The 19,083-nt window shown below is 69.8% G+C and carries 18 protein-coding genes; 15 read left to right on the top strand and 3 right to left on the bottom strand.

Annotated features, from left to right (window positions below; translation table 11 throughout):
• The first annotated feature begins 19 nt into the window (after positions 1–19).
• Positions 20–721: a demethylmenaquinone methyltransferase gene (locus tag TU31_RS17970; RefSeq protein ID WP_042156591.1), complete on the top strand. Its 702-nt coding sequence runs from the start codon at positions 20–22 to the stop codon at positions 719–721.
• 105 nt (positions 722–826) lie between these two features.
• On the opposite strand, the gene TU31_RS17975 is transcribed toward TU31_RS17970, so the two are convergent.
• Positions 827–1,345, bottom strand: a complete 519-nt coding sequence (locus TU31_RS17975; RefSeq protein ID WP_042155726.1) for a GNAT family N-acetyltransferase — start codon at positions 1,343–1,345, stop codon at positions 827–829.
• A 74-nt stretch (positions 1,346–1,419) separates the two neighbouring features.
• Between TU31_RS17975 and TU31_RS17980 the strand changes: the two genes are divergently transcribed.
• Positions 1,420–2,766 (top strand): geranylgeranyl reductase family protein, encoded by a 1,347-nt coding sequence (locus TU31_RS17980; protein WP_349632529.1) that lies wholly within the window; start codon positions 1,420–1,422, stop codon positions 2,764–2,766.
• Positions 2,767–2,915: 149 nt separating this feature from the next.
• Complete coding sequence (locus TU31_RS17985) at positions 2,916–3,371, top strand: carboxymuconolactone decarboxylase family protein (protein WP_042155728.1); 456 nt, start codon at positions 2,916–2,918, stop codon at positions 3,369–3,371.
• 137 nt (positions 3,372–3,508) lie between these two features.
• Here the strand turns inward: TU31_RS17985 and TU31_RS17990 are convergent, their stop codons facing one another.
• Positions 3,509–4,339, bottom strand: a complete 831-nt coding sequence (locus TU31_RS17990) for an ATP nucleotide 3'-pyrophosphokinase (RefSeq protein ID WP_042155730.1) — start codon at positions 4,337–4,339, stop codon at positions 3,509–3,511.
• 275 nt (positions 4,340–4,614) lie between these two features.
• Positions 4,615–5,412 (bottom strand): C40 family peptidase, encoded by a 798-nt coding sequence (locus TU31_RS17995; protein ID WP_042155732.1) that lies wholly within the window; start codon positions 5,410–5,412, stop codon positions 4,615–4,617.
• A gap of 726 nt (positions 5,413–6,138) precedes the next feature.
• Between TU31_RS17995 and TU31_RS18000 the strand changes: the two genes are divergently transcribed.
• Genes TU31_RS18000 through nuoL form a run of 12 tightly spaced genes read left to right on the top strand, consistent with a single transcriptional unit; the run spans position 6,139 to position 19,083 of the window.
• Positions 6,139–6,498: an NADH-quinone oxidoreductase subunit A gene (locus TU31_RS18000; RefSeq protein ID WP_042155734.1), complete on the top strand. Its 360-nt coding sequence runs from the start codon at positions 6,139–6,141 to the stop codon at positions 6,496–6,498.
• 9 nt (positions 6,499–6,507) lie between these two features.
• Entirely contained in the window at positions 6,508–7,062 is a 555-nt protein-coding gene (locus TU31_RS18005; protein ID WP_042155737.1) for a NuoB/complex I 20 kDa subunit family protein, read from the top strand.
• Positions 7,059–7,823, top strand: a complete 765-nt coding sequence (locus tag TU31_RS18010) for an NADH-quinone oxidoreductase subunit C (protein WP_042155739.1) — start codon at positions 7,059–7,061, stop codon at positions 7,821–7,823. Before TU31_RS18005 ends, TU31_RS18010 begins: the two co-directional genes overlap by 4 nt.
• Positions 7,823–9,199 carry an NADH-quinone oxidoreductase subunit D gene (locus TU31_RS18015; protein WP_245698584.1) on the top strand — a complete coding sequence of 459 codons (1,377 nt, stop codon included), beginning with the start codon at positions 7,823–7,825 and terminating at the stop codon, positions 9,197–9,199. Before TU31_RS18010 ends, TU31_RS18015 begins: the two co-directional genes overlap by 1 nt.
• Before the next feature lie 35 nt (positions 9,200–9,234).
• A complete protein-coding gene (gene nuoE / locus TU31_RS18020; protein ID WP_042156598.1) occupies positions 9,235–10,140 on the top strand; it encodes an NADH-quinone oxidoreductase subunit NuoE in 906 nt (301 codons plus the stop codon).
• Complete coding sequence (nuoF, locus tag TU31_RS18025) at positions 10,140–11,522, top strand: NADH-quinone oxidoreductase subunit NuoF (protein ID WP_042155741.1); 1,383 nt, start codon at positions 10,140–10,142, stop codon at positions 11,520–11,522. Before nuoE ends, nuoF begins: the two co-directional genes overlap by 1 nt.
• Complete coding sequence (locus TU31_RS18030; protein WP_042155743.1) at positions 11,519–14,050, top strand: NADH-quinone oxidoreductase subunit G; 2,532 nt, start codon at positions 11,519–11,521, stop codon at positions 14,048–14,050. Before nuoF ends, TU31_RS18030 begins: the two co-directional genes overlap by 4 nt.
• The gene (gene nuoH, locus TU31_RS18035) at positions 14,050–15,438 is read left to right on the top strand and encodes an NADH-quinone oxidoreductase subunit NuoH (protein ID WP_042156600.1); all 1,389 of its coding nucleotides are present in this window, start codon (positions 14,050–14,052) and stop codon (positions 15,436–15,438) included. The genes TU31_RS18030 and nuoH overlap by 1 nt, the downstream gene beginning before the upstream one ends.
• Positions 15,431–16,021 (top strand): NADH-quinone oxidoreductase subunit NuoI, encoded by a 591-nt coding sequence (gene nuoI, locus TU31_RS18040; protein ID WP_245698585.1) that lies wholly within the window; start codon positions 15,431–15,433, stop codon positions 16,019–16,021. The genes nuoH and nuoI overlap by 8 nt, the downstream gene beginning before the upstream one ends.
• Positions 16,018–16,890, top strand: coding sequence for an NADH-quinone oxidoreductase subunit J (locus TU31_RS18045; RefSeq protein ID WP_042155747.1), 873 nt, complete (start codon positions 16,018–16,020; stop codon positions 16,888–16,890). The genes nuoI and TU31_RS18045 overlap by 4 nt, the downstream gene beginning before the upstream one ends.
• Positions 16,887–17,186 carry an NADH-quinone oxidoreductase subunit NuoK gene (nuoK, locus tag TU31_RS18050; RefSeq protein WP_042155750.1) on the top strand — a complete coding sequence of 100 codons (300 nt, stop codon included), beginning with the start codon at positions 16,887–16,889 and terminating at the stop codon, positions 17,184–17,186. The genes TU31_RS18045 and nuoK overlap by 4 nt, the downstream gene beginning before the upstream one ends.
• A gap of 13 nt (positions 17,187–17,199) precedes the next feature.
• Positions 17,200–19,083: an NADH-quinone oxidoreductase subunit L gene (nuoL, locus tag TU31_RS18055; RefSeq protein WP_042155754.1), complete on the top strand. Its 1,884-nt coding sequence runs from the start codon at positions 17,200–17,202 to the stop codon at positions 19,081–19,083.

Here is a 19,083-nt window from a genome sequence, read left to right on the forward strand (position 1 = left end):
CACGGTGGACAATGGCCGGGTGACCCGAGCATCCCTGGACAAGCAGCCGCACGAAGTCGCCGCGATGTTCGACGACGTGGCGGCGCGGTACGACCTCACCAACGACGTGCTCTCCCTGGGGCAGGCGCGGCTGTGGCGCAAGGAGGTGGAGCGTGCGGTGGCCGCACGGCCCGCCGAGCGGGTGCTCGACCTCGCGGCCGGTACCGGCACCTCCTCACTGCCGTTCGCCAGGACCGGTGCGTATGTGGTGCCGTGCGACTTCTCCGTCGGCATGCTGGGGGAGGGCAAGAAGCGGCACCCGTGGCTGCCGTTCACGGCCGGTGACGGTACCCGGCTGCCGTTCGCGGACGCGGTGTTCGACGCCGTCACCATCTCCTTCGGGCTGCGCAACATCCAGGACACCGATGCCGCGCTGGCGGAGCTGTACCGGGTCACCAAGCCGGGCGGCCGGGTCGTGATCTGTGAGTTCAGCGAGCCGACCTGGGCGCCGTTCCGGACGGTCTACACCGAGTATCTGATGCGGGCGCTGCCGCCGGTCGCCCGCGCGGTCAGCAGCAACCCGGACGCCTACGTCTATCTCGCCGAGTCCATCCGCACCTGGCCCAACCAGCCCGAACTCGCCGCCCGGCTCCAGGGCGTGGGCTGGACCGAGGTGGCCTGGCGCAATCTGACCGGCGGCGTCGTGGCGCTGCACCGGGGACGCCGGCCGGCCGAGGGCTGACGACGGCGCCGCATTCCCCACCGTGGGCAGGGCACTTCTCTGCCGATGAGCGGAAGGGCGCTGCCGAGGAATTCCGCAGCGCCCTTTCCCGTTCGTTCCAGGGCCTCACAGATCCAGCCGGTGGCAATACGCCGTACGCTGCCCGTTCGGCGTGATCACCGTCTCCGCCCGGCGCATCCCCAGCCGCCGGGTCACCGCGAGCGACCGCTCGTTCGCGGCGGCCACCATCGCCACCACATGACGGACCCCGGCCGCCCGTACGGACTCCAGCGCCGCCTGCGCCGCAGTGGTGGCGTAGCCCTTGCCCCAGTACGCGCGGTCGAGCCGCCAGCCGATCTCGATCTCGCCCGCCGGTCCCCAGTCGTGCGGCCAGGGTTGGGCGCCGGTGAAGCCGATGACCGCGCCGTCCGCCGGGTCCACCAGGGTGTACAGGCAGAAGCCCAGCTCGGCGTGGTGCCGGCGCTGACGGGCGGTGAGCTCGTCGTACTCCGAGAGTTCGGCGGGGGCGCCACCGCGGAACTCCATCACGTCCGGGTGGCTGAAGGCCTGGTGCCAGTGCCTCGCGTCCTCGTCGGTGGGCACCCGCAGTTCGACCGAGGGGAGTGGTGTGTGCACAGACTTCATGGGGGACAACCCTTCAGGTTCTGATCACCAAGGCCCCCATAGACTGCACATGCCCAGTGCCGGTCGGCACCCAGATATCCAGATATCGACTTCCGGGAGACAGCGCCGTGACCGAATCCGCGTCCGTGACCGATTCCGTGACCCCCGCCCGATCGGAGCACAGCGCGGATGTGATCGTCGTCGGTGCCGGGCCGGCCGGCTCGGCCACCGCCTATCACCTCGCCAAGTCCGGTCTGGATGTGCTCCTTCTGGAGAAGACCGCGTTCCCGCGCGAGAAGGTCTGCGGCGACGGGCTGACCCCGCGCGCCACCAAGCAGCTGGTCGCGATGGGCATCGACATCTCCGAGGAGGCGGGCTGGCTGCGCAATAAGGGCCTGCGGATCATCGGCGGCGGCTCCCGGCTCCAGCTCGACTGGCCGGAGCTGGCCTCGTACCCGGACTACGGACTGGTCCGTAAGCGCGACGACTTCGACGAGCAGCTGGCGCGGCAGGCGCAGAAGGCCGGGGCGCGGCTGTACGAGCGCTGCAACGTGGGCGCGCCGATCGTCCACGAGCTGACGGGCCACATCACCGGTGTGCACGCCAAGCTCGGCGAGGAGAAGACCCCGGTCACCTTCCACGCCCCGCTCGTCGTCGCCGCCGACGGCAACTCCACCCGGCTCTCGCTGGCCATGGGCCTGCACCGGCGCGAGGACCGCCCCATGGGCGTGGCCGTCCGTACGTACTTCACCTCGCCCCGCCATGACGACGACTACCTGGAGTCCTGGCTGGAACTGTGGGACCGCCGCGGCGCCCAGGACCGGCTGCTGCCCGGCTACGGCTGGATCTTCGGCATGGGCGACGGGACGAGCAACGTCGGCCTCGGCATCCTCAACTCCAGCTCCGCGTTCAAGGAACTGGACTGGCGCGAGATCCTCAAGGCGTGGTGCGCCTCGATGCCCGCCGACTGGGGCTACACGCCGGAGAACATGACCGGACCGATCCGCGGCGCCGCGCTCCCCATGGCCTTCAACCGCCAGCCGCACTACACCAGGGGCCTGCTGCTGGTCGGTGACGCGGGCGGGCTGGTCAACCCGTTCAACGGCGAGGGCATCGCCTATGCGATGGAGTCCGGTGCGATCGCCGCCGAGGTCATCGTGCAGGCGCACGCCCGTGCCACGTACGCGCAGCGCGAACTGGCCCTGGCGCGCTACCCGAAGATCCTCAAGGACACCTACGGCGGCTACTACTCGCTGGGCCGCGCCTTCGTGAAGCTCATCGGCAACCCCAAGGTCATGAAGATCGCCACCCAGCGCGGACTGACCCACCCGCTGCTGATGCGCTTCACCCTCAAGATGCTCGCCAACCTCACCGACCCCACGGGCGGCGACGCGATGGACCGCATCATCAACGGGCTGAGCAAGGTCGCCCCGAAGGCCTGACTCCGGGGCCGGCCACCGGACGGGAGGTCCGGGACCGGCCCCGTCCGTGCTCCTGCGGCGCCCGGAAAGATTTCCCGGCGCCGCGGTCACACTCTCCGGCCGGGATCCGTCAGTGCGGTGACGACGGATTTTTTTTAAGGAGAGCAGCGATGGAAGCACGGATGAAGAACCCCGCGGTGGTCCTGCCCGAGGCCATGCAGCCGCTCCTCGACGTGGTCCGGGCGACCCGCCGGGGCGGGGTGCCGGAGGCGACGCTGGAGCTGGTCCATCTGCGCGCGAGCCAGATCAACGGATGCAGCTTCTGCGTCGACGGGGGAGTGAAGAGCGCCCGGAAGGCGGGCGTCAGCGACGATCAGCTGTTCGCGGTGGCGGCCTGGCGGGAGGCGCCGTACTTCTCGGACGCCGAGCGCGCCGCCCTGGCGCTCACCGAGGCGGCCACCCGGCTCGCCGACAGCTCCGACCCGGTGCCGGACCACCTCTGGGACGCCGCCGCGGACCACTTCGACGAGCGTCAGCTCTCGGCGATCATCCTGACGATCGGCATCACCAACCTCTTCAACCGGCTCAACGCGACCACCAGGCAGCCGGCCGGCGCGGGCTGGTAGCTCCCGCCCGGCGGCGGCCGGTGAGCGCCCAGGGTGGGGCCGGCTCGCGGCCCCGCCGAACGTCCTTGGCGGCCCGTCGGTGCATCCGGCGGGCCGCCGCTGCGAAGCCGCGCTCCCGGGGCCCGGTGACCGGTCCGTCAGCCGACGGGGGCGTGGGCCGGTGCGGGGAGCCGGCGTGCCGGGTCCGGGGACGGCAGCCGGCGGGCCGGGGCGGTCAGCCGCTCGGCGCCCGGCGGCACCGGCACCGCCGCGAAGATCGCGTTCTGCTGCTCCTGGAGCTCCCGCACCCGCGCGGGCGGAGTGCCGGGCAGCCGCTGCTCCTCGTACAGCTTGTGGGTCTCCAGCTGTGCCGCCTTGCTCTCGGGGGTGTGGAACTGGACCTCGAAGAGCTGGCCGGACCGGGGCGCGCGCCAGACGGAGTTGACCGCCTTGTAGCCGGCGGGCCGGTGCCAGGTGTTGGTCCAGCGGGTGGAGTCGTTGCCCCAGGTGGACAGCAGCCCGGCCGCGGTGTGGACGCCCTGGCTGTAGGTGCCGGCCGGCCACTGGAGGGTGAAGCGGACCGCGTCATTGATCGTGCGGAGCGCCGCGTCCACGGTCTGCCCCGGTGTCTCCCGCAGCCGGGTGGCGACCTTGCGCTTGAGCGAGTCCGGCGACTTCAGCCGCTGGTCGAAGCCGACCAGCTCGGCATGGCTGATCCTGGCGGCCGCCCGGACCTCGGGGCTGATGGTGCGCTCGGCCCGCCGGGCGCGGGCGACGAAGCCGTCCACCTTCTTGTTCTCGGCGGCCGTCAGATGCAGCCCGTCCCGGTGCCAGCCGCCGTCGAGGCCGACGGGCCGGCCGGTGAGCGGTGCGGTGGTCGGGGCGGCGGCGGTCGCGGTGTGGACGGCGCCCAGGCCGAGCGCGGTCGCCAGGGCGGCGGCCGTCGCGGCCCGGCCGACGAGGCGGCGGGGGGTGCGATGCGTGTTCATCGGAGCGCGGTTCCCTCTCTCTGCGGATACCGGACGACGCATAAGCGGCATCCACGGCATATGGCGAGAGGTGCAACGGCGCGCACCGCGCATCGGTGGCTCCACGGGGCGGCCTTCGGCCCGTACCTGGCTTGATCATGGCGCCGGGCGGCGCGAATCATCCGTCGGACGACGGGGCGGCAGGACGGCCCGGAGCCTCAGCCCACGCAAAAGGACCGTCCCTCCCGAGCGGCGAGAGGGACGGTCCCTGTGCGGTGTTCGTGTGCGCGGCGGTCCTAGAGGACGCGCACCGCGCCGGTCGGCATGTCGTAGTCGAGCGGGCGCTCGACGATGCCGGTGCTCGGGTTCTGGGCGCCGATGAACTTGCCCCCGCCGACGTAGACGCCGACGTGGTAGGCGCTGCCCGCGCTGCCCCAGTACAGGATGTCGCCGACCTGGAGGTTGTCCAGGCCGACCTGGGTGCCGGCGGTGGACTGGTCCTGCGACACCCGCGGCAGGTCGATGCCGATCTGGTTGAACGCGGCCTGCGTCAGACCGGAGCAGTCGTACGAGGAGGGGCCGCTGGAGCCCAGCACGTAGGCCTTGCCGAGCTGAGCCTTGAGGAAGGCGACGAGCGTGGCGGAGCTGCCGGTGGCGTTCGACGCCGGGGCGGACAGGGTCGAACGGTCGGAGGAGCGCGAGGCACGGGCCTCGGCGGCCTCCTTGGCCTTACGGGCTTCCTCGGCCTTCTTCTTCGCCGCGGCCTTGGCCTTCTTCACGGCCTCGGCCTTGTGCTTCTCCGCGGCCTTGGCCGCGTGCGAGAAGGCGCTGTCCTGGAGCGCCTGACGCTCGTAGTTGAACGCGACCTGCTCGGCCGTGTCGGCGCTCCTGGCGGCGCTGGTCGCCAGCGCCGTCGTGATCGTCGGCATCTCCTGGGTTTCGGAGACGGGCTTTTCCGCGGCGTTGGCCGGCACGGTGGCGCCGGTCACCGCGAGGGTGAGGAAGCCACCGGTCACGCCCGCCCGCAGCGCCCGCGAGGACGCGGAAGGACGGCGGGGCTTCCGGTGGCTGGGTATGAGTGCGTTCGGGGACATGGCAATAACGGCTATCAGGCACCGCAGGTTGCTGCCAAGAAAGGTGCAGTGCGCCACACTTGACGCGTACGCGACGAACAAACCGGACTTTTGTCCGCCTGCTGCCCCCGCGGCGGGATGTCCGAATTTCGCGATCATGTTCCTACGCATGGCATTTGCTGCTCCGCGCGGGCCCGGCGGGCGCCTACCACTTCCGCATCCGCCACGCCAAGGCTTCCCGGGCGTCAAGCGCTTAGTGCTGGAAATAGCGTGGGATAGGTCACTCTTGAGTGTCCGTTATGTTCCCGTGATCTGGCGTCGGCCGGCCGCTCGTGAACGGAAGCACGTGCCGACGATCACGACCGGGTCGCGAACGGGCCGCACCTACGGCGCCTGCTGCGTATAGCAGTTGGCCGCGTCCAGCGCCAATTTGCTTGTAGCGGCAACTACTTGATATTGGCAACCCCGCACTGACCAGCGGTAACACCAGGGAATGTCACCTCTCGTGATCACTCGCGCGCTTCGCGTATGAAGATCACCGCTCATCCGACTTCATGATCCTTCGCCGGGTGGTGGAGATCACAAAGGCGTTGTTCACCCCCGTGTCGCAGATCACAGGACAGCGGGCATAAGATGCAGGCGGCTCGGGCTTGTGAACTGCCTCACATAGGCACGATCTCCATGGGGCAGCCGGAGGGCCCGGGCGGACCGCCATCCAGTCATCGTCGACTGAAGGGAGCGAGGACGGTGAACGCTTACGCGCCCATCCTCGTACTGGGAGCCCTCGGGGCAGGCTTTGCGATCTTCTCCGTCGTGATGGCCACCCTCATCGGGCCCAGGCGTTACAACCGGGCCAAGCTCGAGGCCTACGAGTGCGGCATCGAGCCGACGCCGCAGCCGTCCGGCGGTGGTCGCTTCCCGATCAAGTACTACCTGACGGCGATGCTCTTCATCGTCTTCGACATCGAGATCGTCTTCCTCTATCCCTGGGCCGTCACCTTCGACGCCCTGGGGCTTTTCGGGCTCGTCGAGATGCTCCTCTTCGCGCTCACCGTCTTCGTCGCCTACGCCTATGTCTGGCGTCGTGGCGGCCTGGAATGGGACTAGGGGTCACACATGGGACTTGAAGAGAAGCTGCCGAGCGGCTTTTTGCTGACCACTGTCGAGCAGGCCGCGGGCTGGGTGCGTAAATCCTCGGTCTTCCCTGCGACCTTCGGGCTGGCCTGCTGCGCCATCGAGATGATGACCACCGGCGCCGGGCGCTACGACCTCGCCCGCTTCGGCATGGAGGTCTTCCGCGGCTCGCCGCGACAGGCGGATCTGATGATCGTGGCCGGCCGGGTCAGCCAGAAGATGGCGCCCGTGCTGCGGCAGGTCTATGACCAGATGCCGAACCCGAAGTGGGTGATTTCCATGGGGGTTTGCGCCTCGTCGGGCGGAATGTTCAATAACTATGCGATTGTGCAGGGCGTCGACCACATTGTTCCCGTTGACATTTATTTGCCGGGTTGCCCGCCGCGTCCCGAGATGCTGATGGACGCCATTCTCAAGCTCCACCAGAAGATCCAGGACACCAAGCTCGGGGTCCATCAGGAGCAGGCCGCCCGTGAGGCGGAGGAAGCGGCACTCAAGGCGCTGCCGCTGATCGAGATGAAGGGGCTGCTGCGGTGAGTGAGCAGAAGAACCCCGAGCGTCCCGAGCCGGAGGGCCCGGACGAGGCGGTGCCCGCGCAGCGCGAGGACACCGGCGAGGCGATCGCCACCCGCCGCGGCATGTTCGGCGCCAACAACGGCGGGGACACCACCGGCTACGGCGGCCTCGTCCGCACGGTCCGGCTGCCCGGCGCGGCCCAGCGGCCGTACGGCGGACCACGCGGCAGGGCCGACGGCTACGGGGAGTTCGACGAGATCGCCGACGAGCTGGAGGGCGCCCTCGACGAACAGGGGCTGGTCCCCGAGAACGTCATCGAGAAGACCGTCGTGGACCGCGACGAGCTGACCTTCCACATCGAGCGCGGCCATCTGCCGGCCGTCGCCAGGATCCTGCGGGACGACCCGGCGCTGCGCTTCGAGCTGTGCACGGGGGTGAGCGGAGTGCACTTCCCGGGCGACAAGGGCCGCGAGCTGCACGCCGTCTACCACCTGCGCTCGATCACCCACAACCGGCTGATCCGGCTGGAGGTCTCCGCCCCGGACGCCGACCCGCATGTGCCCTCGCTCGTGGAGGTCTATCCGACCAACGACTGGCACGAGCGGGAGACCTACGACTTCTTCGGAATCGTCTTCGACGGCCACCCGGCGCTGACCCGGATCATGATGCCGGACGACTGGCAGGGCTTCCCGCAGCGCAAGGACTACCCGCTCGGCGGCATCCCCGTCGAGTACAAGGGCGCCCAGATTCCGGCTCCCGACCAGCGGAGGTCGTACAGCTGATGACTACTGCACCGCACTCCCACTCCTCGTCCGGCCACCGCACCTCGAGCGACTTCGACACCCAGGAGTCCCTGGCCCGCGAGACCACCGAGGGGACCGTCTACAACGTCTCCGGTGGCGACTGGGACGAGATCGCCGCGGCCGCGGTGAAGGCCGACGACGAGCGGATCATCGTCAACATGGGGCCGCAGCACCCGTCCACCCACGGGGTGCTCCGGCTGATCCTGGAGATCGACGGCGAGACCGTCACCGAGGCCCGCTGCGGGATCGGCTATCTGCACACCGGCATCGAGAAGAACCTCGAATTCCGGACCTGGACGCAGGGCACCACCTTCGTGACGCGGATGGACTACCTGACGCCCTTCTTCAACGAGACGGCCTACTGCCTGGCCGTGGAGAAGCTGCTGGGCATCACCGACCAGATCCCCGACCGGGCCTCGGTCATCCGCGTGCTGCTGATGGAGCTCAACCGGATGTCCTCCCACCTCGTGGCCATCGCCACCGGCGGGATGGAGCTGGGCGCCACCACGATCATGATCTACGGCTTCCGCGACCGTGAGCTCATCCTCGATCTCTACGAGCTGATCACCGGCCTGCGGATGAACCACGCCTACATCCGGCCCGGCGGCCTCGCCCAGGACCTGCCCCCGGGCGCGGTCGACCAGGTGCGTGAGTTCGTCAAGAAGATGCGGAAGAACATCGGCGAGTACGACAAGCTCGCCACCGGCAACCCCGTCTTCAAGGGCCGCATGGAAGGCATCGGCTATCTCGACCTGGCCGGCTGTATGGCCACCGGCGCCACCGGGCCCATCGTGCGCGCCGCGGGACTGCCGCACGATCTGCGCAAGACCCGGCCGTACTGCGGCTACGAGGACTACGACTTCGAGGTGCCGACCGCCGACACCTGCGACTCCTACGGCCGGTTCCTGATCCGGCTGGAGGAGATGCGCCAGTCGCTGCGGATCGTCGAGCAGTGCCTGGACCGGCTGGCGCCCGGTCCGGTGATGGTCGCGGACAAGAAGATCGCCTGGCCCGCCCAACTGGCCCTCGGCCCGGACGGTCTGGGCAACTCCCTCGACCACATCAAGAAGATCATGGGCACCTCGATGGAGGCCCTGATCCACCACTTCAAGCTGGTGACCGAAGGCTTCCGGGTCCCGCCGGGCCAGGCCTACGCGGCCGTCGAATCACCCAAGGGCGAGCTGGGCGTGCACGCGGTCAGCGACGGCGGCACCCGCCCCTACCGGGTGCACTTCCGCGACCCGTCCTTCACCAACCTTCAGGCCATGGCGGCGATGTGCGAAGGCGGCCAGGTCGCCGACGTCATCGTCGCCGTCGCGTCCATCGACCCCGTGATGGGAGGCGTCGACCGGTGAACGCCACTCCGGCAAACCAGGACGTGCAGCTGGGGATGCCCGCGCTCCCCGCCCCCGATTACCCGGCGGACGTACGGGCCCGGCTGGAGACGGACGCCAAGGAGGTGATCGCCCGCTACCCCGGCTCGCGGTCGGCGCTGCTGCCGCTGCTGCACCTCGTACAGGCCGAGGAAGGGCATGTCACCCGTACCGGCATCCGCTTCTGCGCCGAGATGCTCGACCTCACCACCGCCGAGGTCACCGCCGTCTCGACCTTCTACTCCATGTACCGCCGCAAGCAGAGCGGGGACTACCAGGTCGGGGTCTGCACCAACACGCTGTGCGCGGTGATGGGCGGCGACGCCATCTTCGAGGAGCTCAAGGAGCACCTCGGCGTCGGCAACGGCGAGACCACCGGGGACGGCGCGGTCACCCTCGAACACATCGAGTGCAACGCGGCCTGCGACTTCGCCCCGGTCGTGATGGTCAACTGGGAGTTCTTCGACAACCAGACGCCGGAGAGCGCCCGGCAGCTGGTCGACGACCTGCGGGCCGGCCGGACCGTCGAGCCCACCCGCGGTGCGCCGCTGTGCACGTTCAAGGAGACGGCCCGGATGCTCGCCGGCTTCCCGGACGAGCGGCCGGGCGCCGTCGAGGCCACCGGCGGCGCCGGCCCCGCCTCGCTGATCGGGCTGCGGCTGGCCAAGGGCGAGGCCGCTCCCGGCCGCGGCGCCGACCACGTCGTCTCCCCGCGGACCACGGCCGACGGCGCGCCCTCCGACGAGCCCCCGTCCGGCCACCCCGCGGACGAGGCGCCCTCGGGCCACCCCAGCTCCCACGACGCACCGCAGCAGACCTCGGCCTCCGACGAGGCCAGCCCCTCTCCCGCCACCACCTCGGACGGAGAGGCTTCGCCTCGCAGCAACGATGCGGCCGGCCCCACAGCAGAGGAGGGGGAGTGATGACAGTGGCAGCCGAACACGGGGGCGCCTCCCGGCCGGAGGCCGGCGGGGACTCCCACCCCGAGAAGCTTCTGACGCCCGTCCTGTCCGCCTTCTGGGACCAGTCCGCGTCCTGGACGCTGGAGACCTACCGCCGGCACGAGGGCTACGAGGGACTGCGCAAGGCACTGGCGATGCCCCCGGACGACGTCATCGCCTACATCAAGGACTCCGGGCTGCGCGGCCGCGGCGGCGCGGGCTTCCCGACCGGGATGAAGTGGCAGTTCATCCCGCAGGGCGACGGCAAACCGCACTACCTCGTGGTCAACGCCGATGAGTCCGAGCCCGGGACCTGCAAGGACATCCCGCTGCTCTTCGCGAACCCGCACTCCCTCATCGAGGGCATCGTGATCGCCTGCCATGCGATCCGGTCGAACCACGCCTTCATCTATCTGCGCGGCGAGGTCGTGCCCGTCCTGCGGCGGCTGCACGAGGCGGTGCGCGAGGCCTATGCGGCGGGCTTCCTCGGGAAGAACATCCTGGGCTCGGGGCTCGACCTGGACGTGATCGTGCACGCGGGCGCGGGTGCGTACATCTGCGGTGAGGAGACCGCGCTGCTCGACTCCCTGGAGGGCCGTCGCGGACAGCCCCGGCTGCGTCCTCCCTTCCCGGCGGTGGCGGGCCTGTACGCCTGCCCCACTGTCGTGAACAACGTCGAGTCCATCGCTTCGGTTCCCGCGATCATGAACCGGGGCAAGGACTGGTTCCGGTCGATGGGCAGCGAGAAGTCCCCGGGCTTCACGCTCTACTCGCTCAGCGGCCATGTGGCCAACCCCGGCCAGTACGAGGCCCCGTTGGGCATCACCCTGCGCCAGCTGCTGGACATGAGCGGCGGGATGCGCCGCGGCCACCGGCTGAAGTTCTGGACGCCGGGCGGCTCGTCGACGCCGATGTTCACCGACGAGCACCTCGATGTCCCGCTCGACTACGAGGGCGTCGGCGCGGCCGGCTCGATGCTCGGCACCAAGGCGCTCCAGTGCTTCGACGAGACCACCTGTGTGGTCCGGGCGGTCACCCGCTGGACCGAGTTCTACGCGCACGAGTCCTGCGGCAAGTGCACGCCCTGCCGTGAAGGGACGTACTGGCTGGTGCAGTTGCTGCGCGACATCGAGGCAGGCAAGGGGCGGCCGGGCGACCTCGACAAGATCGACGACATCGCCGACAACATCAACGGCAAGTCGTTCTGCGCCCTCGGCGACGGCGCCGCCTCGCCGATCTTCTCCTCGCTCAAGTACTTCCGCGAGGAGTACGAGCAGCACCTCAACGGCAAGGGCTGTCCCTTCGACCCGGCCAGGTCGACCCTCTGGGCCGACAACGACGCTCACCTGGGGGTGAAGGCATGACCGTCACGACCACGGGGTCGGACAGCGGCTCCGCCGCCCGTCCCTCGGGGGGCGGCGAGGCAGCGATCCCGCCGGAGGACCTCGTCACCCTGACGATCGACGGCATCGAGATCTCCGTCCCCAAGGGGACGCTGGTCATCCGCGCCGCCGAACTCCTCGGCATCGAGATCCCGCGCTTCTGCGACCACCCGCTGCTGGACCCGGCGGGCGCCTGCCGGCAGTGCATCGTGGAGGTCGAGGGCCAGCGCAAGCCGATGGCCTCCTGCACCATCACCTGCACCGACGGCATGGTGGTCAAGTCGCAGCTGACCTCCCCGGTGGCCGAGAAGGCCCAGCGCGGGGTGATGGAGCTGCTGCTGATCAACCACCCGCTGGACTGCCCGGTCTGCGACAAGGGCGGCGAGTGCCCGCTCCAGAACCAGGCGATGCAGGTCGGCGACCCGGAGTCGCGCTTCGAGGGCAAGAAGCGCACCTTCGAGAAGCCGGTGCCGATCTCCACGCAGGTGCTGCTGGACCGTGAGCGGTGTGTGCTGTGTGCGCGCTGCACCCGCTTCAGCAACCAGATCGCCGGCGACCCGATGATCGAACTCGTCGAGCGCGGCGCCCTCCAGCAGGTCGGCACCGGAGAGGGCGACCCCTTCCAGTCGTACTTCTCCGGCAACACCATCCAGATCTGCCCGGTCGGCGCGCTCACCTCCGCCGCGTACCGCTTCCGCTCCCGCCCCTTCGACCTGGTCTCCTCGCCGTCGGTGTGTGAGCACTGCGCGGGCGGCTGCGCGACCCGTACGGACCACCGGCGCGGCAAGGTCATGCGACGGCTGGCGGCCGACGACCCCGAGGTCAACGAGGAGTGGATCTGCGACAAGGGGCGGTTCGCCTTCCGGTACGCGCAGCAGCGCGACCGGCTGGAGCACCCCCTCGTGCGCAACCCGGAGTCCGGCGAACTGGAGCCGGCGAGCTGGCCCGCGGCCCTGGAGGCGGCGGCCCGTGGACTGGCTGCCGCCAAGGGGCGCACCGGCGTACTGACCGGCGGCCGGCTGACCGTCGAGGACGCCTACGCCTACGCCAAGTTCGCCCGGATCGCGCTGGGCACCAACGACATCGATTTCCGGGCGCGGGTGCACAGCGCCGAGGAGGCCGACTTCCTGGCGTCCCGGGTCGCCGGCCGCGGCCGTGACCTGGACGGCGGGGGCGTCACCTACACCGCGCTGGAGAAGGCACCGGCCGTGCTGCTGGCCGGTATCGAGGCCGAGGAGGAGGCCCCGGGTGTCTTCCTGCGGCTGCGCAAGGCACACCGCAGGAGCGGACAGCGCACCTACGGGCTGGCCGCCTACGCCTCGCGCGGGCTGATCAAGGCCGGCGGGACGCTGCTGCCGTCCGCGCCCGGTACCGAGACCGAATGGCTGGACGCGCTCGCGGGCGGCGTCGGCCTGGAGGGCGAGGGCCGTACCGCGGCCGAGGCGCTGCGGGCCGAGGGTTCGGTGATCGTCGTCGGTGAGCGGCTGGCGGCGGCGCCCGGCGCGCTGACCGCCGCGCTCCGCCTGGCGTCGGCCACCGGGGCCCGCCTGGTATGGATTCCGCGGCGGGCCGGTGAGCGCGGCGCCGTCGAGGCGGGGGCGCTGCCCGGACTGCTGCCGGGCGGCCGGCCGGCCACCGATCCGCGGGCCCGCGACGAGGTCGCCGCCGCCTGGGGCGTGGCCGCACTGCCGCACCGGCACGGCCGGGACACCGGCCAGATCATCGAGGCCGCGGCGACCGGCGAGCTCAGTGCGCTGCTGGTGGCGGGTGTCGAAATCGCCGACCTGCCGGACCCGGCCCGCGCGCTGGCCGCGCTGGACCAGGTCGGCTTCCTGGTCAGCCTGGAGCTGCGGCCCTCGCAGGTCACCGAGCGGGCGGATGTGGTCTTCCCGGTGGCGGCCGTGGTGGAGAAGGACGGCACCTTCCTCAACTGGGAGGGCCGGGCGCGGCTGTTCGAGGCCGCGCTCAAACCGGACCAGATGACCCGCCGGCATCTGCTGTCGGACTCCCGGGTGCTGCACATGCTCGCCGACGCCCTCGACGTCCACCTGGCGCTGCCGGACATCCGTTCCGTACGCCGCGAACTGGACCGGCTCGGCGGCTGGGACGGCCCGTACGCGGGCGAGCCCGCGGAGACCGGGCGTCCGCTGCCCCGCCCCGACAGCGGGGAGGCCGTCCTCGCCGGCCACCGGCTCCTGCTGGACCAGGGACGGCTCCAGGAAGGCGACCCGGCGCTGGCCGGCACCCGGCACGCCGCGGTCGCCCGGCTGTCGGAGACCACTGCGCAGGAGACCGGGGTCAAGGACGGGGATCTGCTGGCGGTCACCGGGCCGGCCGGCGCGGTCCGGCTGCCGCTCCAGGTCACGCCGATGCCCGACCGGGTGGTGTGGCTGCCGCTCAACTCCACGGGCGGTGGGGTCGCCGCCGATACCGGGGCCCGCCCCGGTGACCTGGTGAAGATCTCCGCCGCCCCGGGCACCCCGGAGCCGGCCGAGGAGGTGGACGCATGATGCAGCAGCTCGATCAACTCGCCGCCGCCGGCAGCGCGCTGGCCCAGGAAGACCTGTCGATGTTCGGCCGCGACCCGTGGTGGCTCGTCGTCATCAAGGCGGTCTTCTGCTTCGCGTTCCTGATGCTGACGGTGCTGTTCTCGATCGTCTGGGAACGCAAGGTCGTCGCCTGGATGCAGCTGCGTATCGGCCCCAACCGGCATGGTCCCTGGGGGATGCTCCAGTCCCTCGCCGACGGCATCAAGCTGATGCTGAAGGAGGACCTGGTCGTCAAGCGGGCCGACAAGGTGGTCTATCTCCTCGCGCCGGTCGTGGCGGCCATCCCGGCCTTCATGGCGATCGCGGTGATCCCCTTCGGGCCCGCGGGCAACGAGATCTCGATCTTCGGTGTCCGTACCCCGATGCAGCTGACGGACCTGCCGATCGGCATCCTCTACATCCTGGCCACGGCCTCGGTCGGCATCTACGGCATCGTGCTGGCGGGCTGGTCCTCCGGCTCGACCTATCCGCTGCTCGGCGGACTGCGTTCGTGCGCGCAGATGATCTCGTACGAGATCGCGATGGGGATGTCGTTCGCGGCGGTGTTCCTCTACTCCGGGTCGATGTCGACGTCGACCATCGTGGAGTCGCAGCAGAACCGGTGGTACATCCTGCTGCTGCCGGTGTCGTTCATCATCTACATCGTCGCGATGGTGGGCGAGACCAACCGCGCGCCGTTCGACATGCCGGAGTCCGAGGGCGACCTCGTCGGCGGCTTCAACACCGAGTACTCGTCCATCAAGTTCGCGATGTTCATGCTCGCCGAGTACATCAACATGGTGACCGTCTCGGCCGTCGCGATCACCCTCTTCCTGGGCGGCTGGCGGGCACCCTGGCCGATCTCCACCTTCTGGGAAGGCGCGAACCACGGCTGGTGGCCGCTGCTCTGGTTCACCCTCAAGGTGCAGCTGCTGCTGTTCTTCTTCATCTGGCTGCGCGGCACCCTGCCACGGGTGCGCTACGACCAGTTCATGAAGCTGGGCTGGAAGGTCCTCATCCCGGTCTCGCTGGTCTGGCTGATGCTGGTCGCCACCGTCCGGGCGCTGAAGAACGAGGGCTACGACTTCTCCCAGATCGTGCTGTACGTCGCCGGCGGCGCCGTCCTGCTGCTGTTGATCTCCCTGCTCGTGGACTTCTTCCGGCGCGCTGAGGTGGTGGAGGAGACGGACGGCGACGGCGCCTTCGACCCCATGGCGGGCGGCTTCCCCGTGCCGCCGCTGCCCGGACAGAGCCTGCCGCCGGTGCCGCGCCGCAGGCCGCGCCGGGAGCGGGAGCTGATTGTCAGTGGCGGGACGGACACTGTCAGTGACGGAATCGGAAACGACGGAAAGGGGGGCGACGGTGCCTGAGTTCCAGAACCCCGTGGCCGGCTTCGGCGTGACCTTCAAGGCCATGTTCAAGAAGCGGCTGACCGAGCAGTATCCGGAGGAGAAGAAGCCGACGGCGCCGCGTTTCCACGGCCGCCACCAGCTCAACCGCCATCCGGACGGGCTGGAGAAGTGCATCGGCTGCGAGCTGTGCGCCTGGGCCTGCCCGGCGGACGCGATCTATGTCGAGGGCGCGGACAACACCGACGAGGAGCGCTACTCCCCGGGCGAGCGCTACGGCCGCGTCTACCAGATCAACTATCTGCGCTGCATCCTGTGCGGCCTGTGCGTGGAGGCCTGCCCGACCCGCGCACTGACCATGACGAATGAGTACGAACTCGCCGACAGGTCCCGGGAATCGCTCATCTACACCAAGGAAGAGCTGCTCGCGGGCCTGGAGGAGACCATGGTCGACAGCCCGCACGCGATCTACCCCGGCATGACGGAGAAGGACTACTACCAGGGCCTGGTGACCGAGGCCGCGCCGGGGACCGTCCGTCAGGTCGCCACCTCCAAGGGCGAGAAGGCCGACGACAACCCGCAGGCGAAGGGGGCGCACGCATGACCGGCCTCGCCGCCGCGGCCTCCATGACCTCCACGGGGGAGGCCGTGCAGTTCTGGATCCTGGGCAGTGTCGCCGTCATCGGCGCGCTGTGCACGATCCTGATGAAGCGCGCCGTGCACAGCGCGCTCTCGCTCGCCGGGACCATGATCGTCCTGGCGGTCTTCTACCTCGCCAACGGCGCCTACTTCCTCGGCGTCGTCCAGATCGTCGTCTACACGGGCGCGATCATGATGCTGTTCCTGTTCGTCGTCATGCTCGTCGGTGTCACCGCCGCGGACTCCCTCAAGGAGACGCTCAAGGGGCAGCGCTGGCTCGCCGCCGCGGCGGGTCTCGGCTTCGGCATCCTGCTGATCGCCGGTATCGGCAACGCCTCGCTGAAGTCGTTCAACGGGCTGGGCGAGGCCAACGCGGGCGGCAACGTGCAGGGCCTGGCGGCGCTCATCTTCACCAAGTACGTCTTCGCCTTCGAAGCCACCGGCGCGCTGCTGATCACGGCGGCGGTCGGCGCGATGGTGCTCACCCACCGGGAGCGCACGGAGCGTGCCAAAACGCAGCGTGAGCAGTCCGAGGCCCGGATCCGCGAGGGCAAGCAGGTACCGCCGCTGCCCGCCCCCGGCGTCTACGCCCGGCACAACGCCGTCGACATTCCGGGGCTGCTGCCCGACGGCACCGTGTCCGAGCTCAGCGTCAACCCGACGCTGCGGGGGCGCGGTCAGATCCGCGATGTCTCCGGAGCGTCGCTCGCCGAACTGAAGGCGCTGGAGCGGCGCTCCGAGGAATGGCTGGGCCGGGGCTCCGAGGACGAGCCCGGCCCGTCGTCGTCCGGTGGCGCGCCGTCGACGGAGCACAAGGAGGGGGCCAAGAAATGAGCCCGGTCTACTACCTCTATCTCGCCGCCCTGTTGTTCACGATCGGCGCGGCCGGCGTACTGATCAGGCGGAACGCCATCGTGGTGTTCATGTGCATCGAGCTGATGCTCAACGCCTGCAATCTCGCCTTCGTCACCTTCTCGCGGATGCACGGGAATCTGGACGGCCAGATCATCGCCTTCTTCACGATGGTCGTCGCCGCGGCCGAGGTCGTGGTCGGTCTGGCGATCATCGTGTCGATCTTCCGCACCCGTCATACGGCCTCGGTCGACGACGCCAGCCTGATGAAGCTGTAAGGGGTCGCACAAAGTGGAGAACTTGATCGCGCTGCTTGTCGCGGCACCGCTGGTCGGTGCGGCCCTGCTGCTGTGCGGCGGCACCCGACTCGACCGCACCGGCCACTTGATCGGCACGCTGTTCTCGGTGGCGTCGTTCGCCATCGGGGTGGTGCTCTTCGCCGACATGCTCGGCAGGGGCGCCGAGGACCGTGCCCTGCATCAGCATTTGTTCAGCTGGATCCCGGTCGGCGGCTTCCAGGCCGACGTCGCGTTCCAGCTCGACCAGCTGTCCATGACGTTCGTCCTGCTGATCACCGGTGTCGGCTCGCTGATCCACATCTATTCGATCGGCTATATGGAGCACGACGAGCGGCGCCGCCGCTTCTTCGGCTACCTCAATCTCTTCCTCGCGGCGATGCTGCTGCTCGTCCTCGCCGACAACTACCTTCTGCTGTACGTCGGCTGGGAGGGCGTCGGTCTCGCCTCGTACCTGCTCATCGGGTTCTGGCAGCACAAGCCGAGCGCGGCCACCGCCGCCAAGAAGGCGTTCCTGGTCAACCGCGTCGGCGATATGGGCCTGTCCATCGCGATCATGCTGATGTTCACGACGTTCGGGACCTTCGCCTTCGGCCCGGTGCTCGCCGCGACCGGTGACACGTCCGAGGGCAAGCTGACCGCCCTCGGGCTGATGCTGCTGCTGGCCGCCTGCGGTAAGTCGGCGCAGGTACCGCTCCAGTCCTGGCTCGGTGACGCGATGGAGGGCCCGACCCCGGTCTCGGCCCTGATCCACGCCGCCACGATGGTCACCGCCGGCGTGTATCTGATCACCCGCTCCGGGGCGATCTTCAACGCCGCCCCGACCGCCCAGCTGGCGGTCGTCGTGGTCGGTGCGGTCACGCTCCTCTTCGGTGCGATCGTCGGTTGCGCCAAGGACGACATCAAGAAGGCGCTGGCCGGTTCGACGATGTCGCAGATCGGCTACATGATCCTGGCCGCCGGCCTCGGCCCGATCGGCTACGCCTTCGCGATCATGCACCTGGTCACCCACGGCTTCTTCAAGGCGGGCCTCTTCCTCGGCGCCGGTTCCGTGATGCACGGGATGAACGACGAGGTGGACATGCGCCGTTACGGCGGTCTGCGGAAGTACATGCCGGTCACCTTCGTCACCTTCGGCCTCGGCTATCTGGCGATCATCGGCTTCCCCGGTCTGTCCGGCTTCTTCTCCAAGGACAAGATCATCGAGGCGGCGTTCGCCAAGGGCGGCACCGAGGGCTGGATCCTCGGCGGCGCGGCCCTGCTGGGCGCGGCGATCACCGCGTTCTACATGACGCGGGTGATGCTGATGACGTTCTTCGGCGAGAAGCGCTGGGACGCCGGCGAGGTGCATCCGCACGAGTCGCCGAAGGTCATGACGCTCCCGATGATCGTGCTGGCCGTCGGATCGGTCTTCGCGGGCGGGCTGTTCAGCGTCAACGAGGCCTTTGTGAAGTGGCTGGAGCCGGTCACCTCGTTCGCCCACGGCCACTCCCCGGTCAGCGCCACCACGGTCACCGCCGCGACGATCGTGGTGCTGCTCATCGGCGTCGGCATCGCCTGGGTGATGTACGGCCGCAAGCCCGTGCCGGCGCTGGCCCCGCGCGGCTCGCTGCTGACCCGGGCCGCCCGCCGCGATCTGCTCCAGGACGACTTCAACCACATCGTCTTCGTGCGCGGCGGCGAAGAGCTCACCGGCACCCTCGTCCAGCTCGACCGCACCCTCGTGGACGGCGCGGTCAACGGCACGGCGGCGTCGATGGGCGGACTCTCCGGCCTGCTGCGCCGGTTGCAGACCGGATTCGTCCGTTCGTACGCGGTCCAGATGCTGGGCGGCGCCGCCGTTCTCGTCGCCGCGACCCTGCTGATGAGGGGTGTCTGA

The sequence above is a fragment of the Streptomyces lydicamycinicus genome, assembly GCF_000829715.2.
GTDB classification, from domain to species: domain Bacteria; phylum Actinomycetota; class Actinomycetes; order Streptomycetales; family Streptomycetaceae; genus Streptomyces; species Streptomyces lydicamycinicus.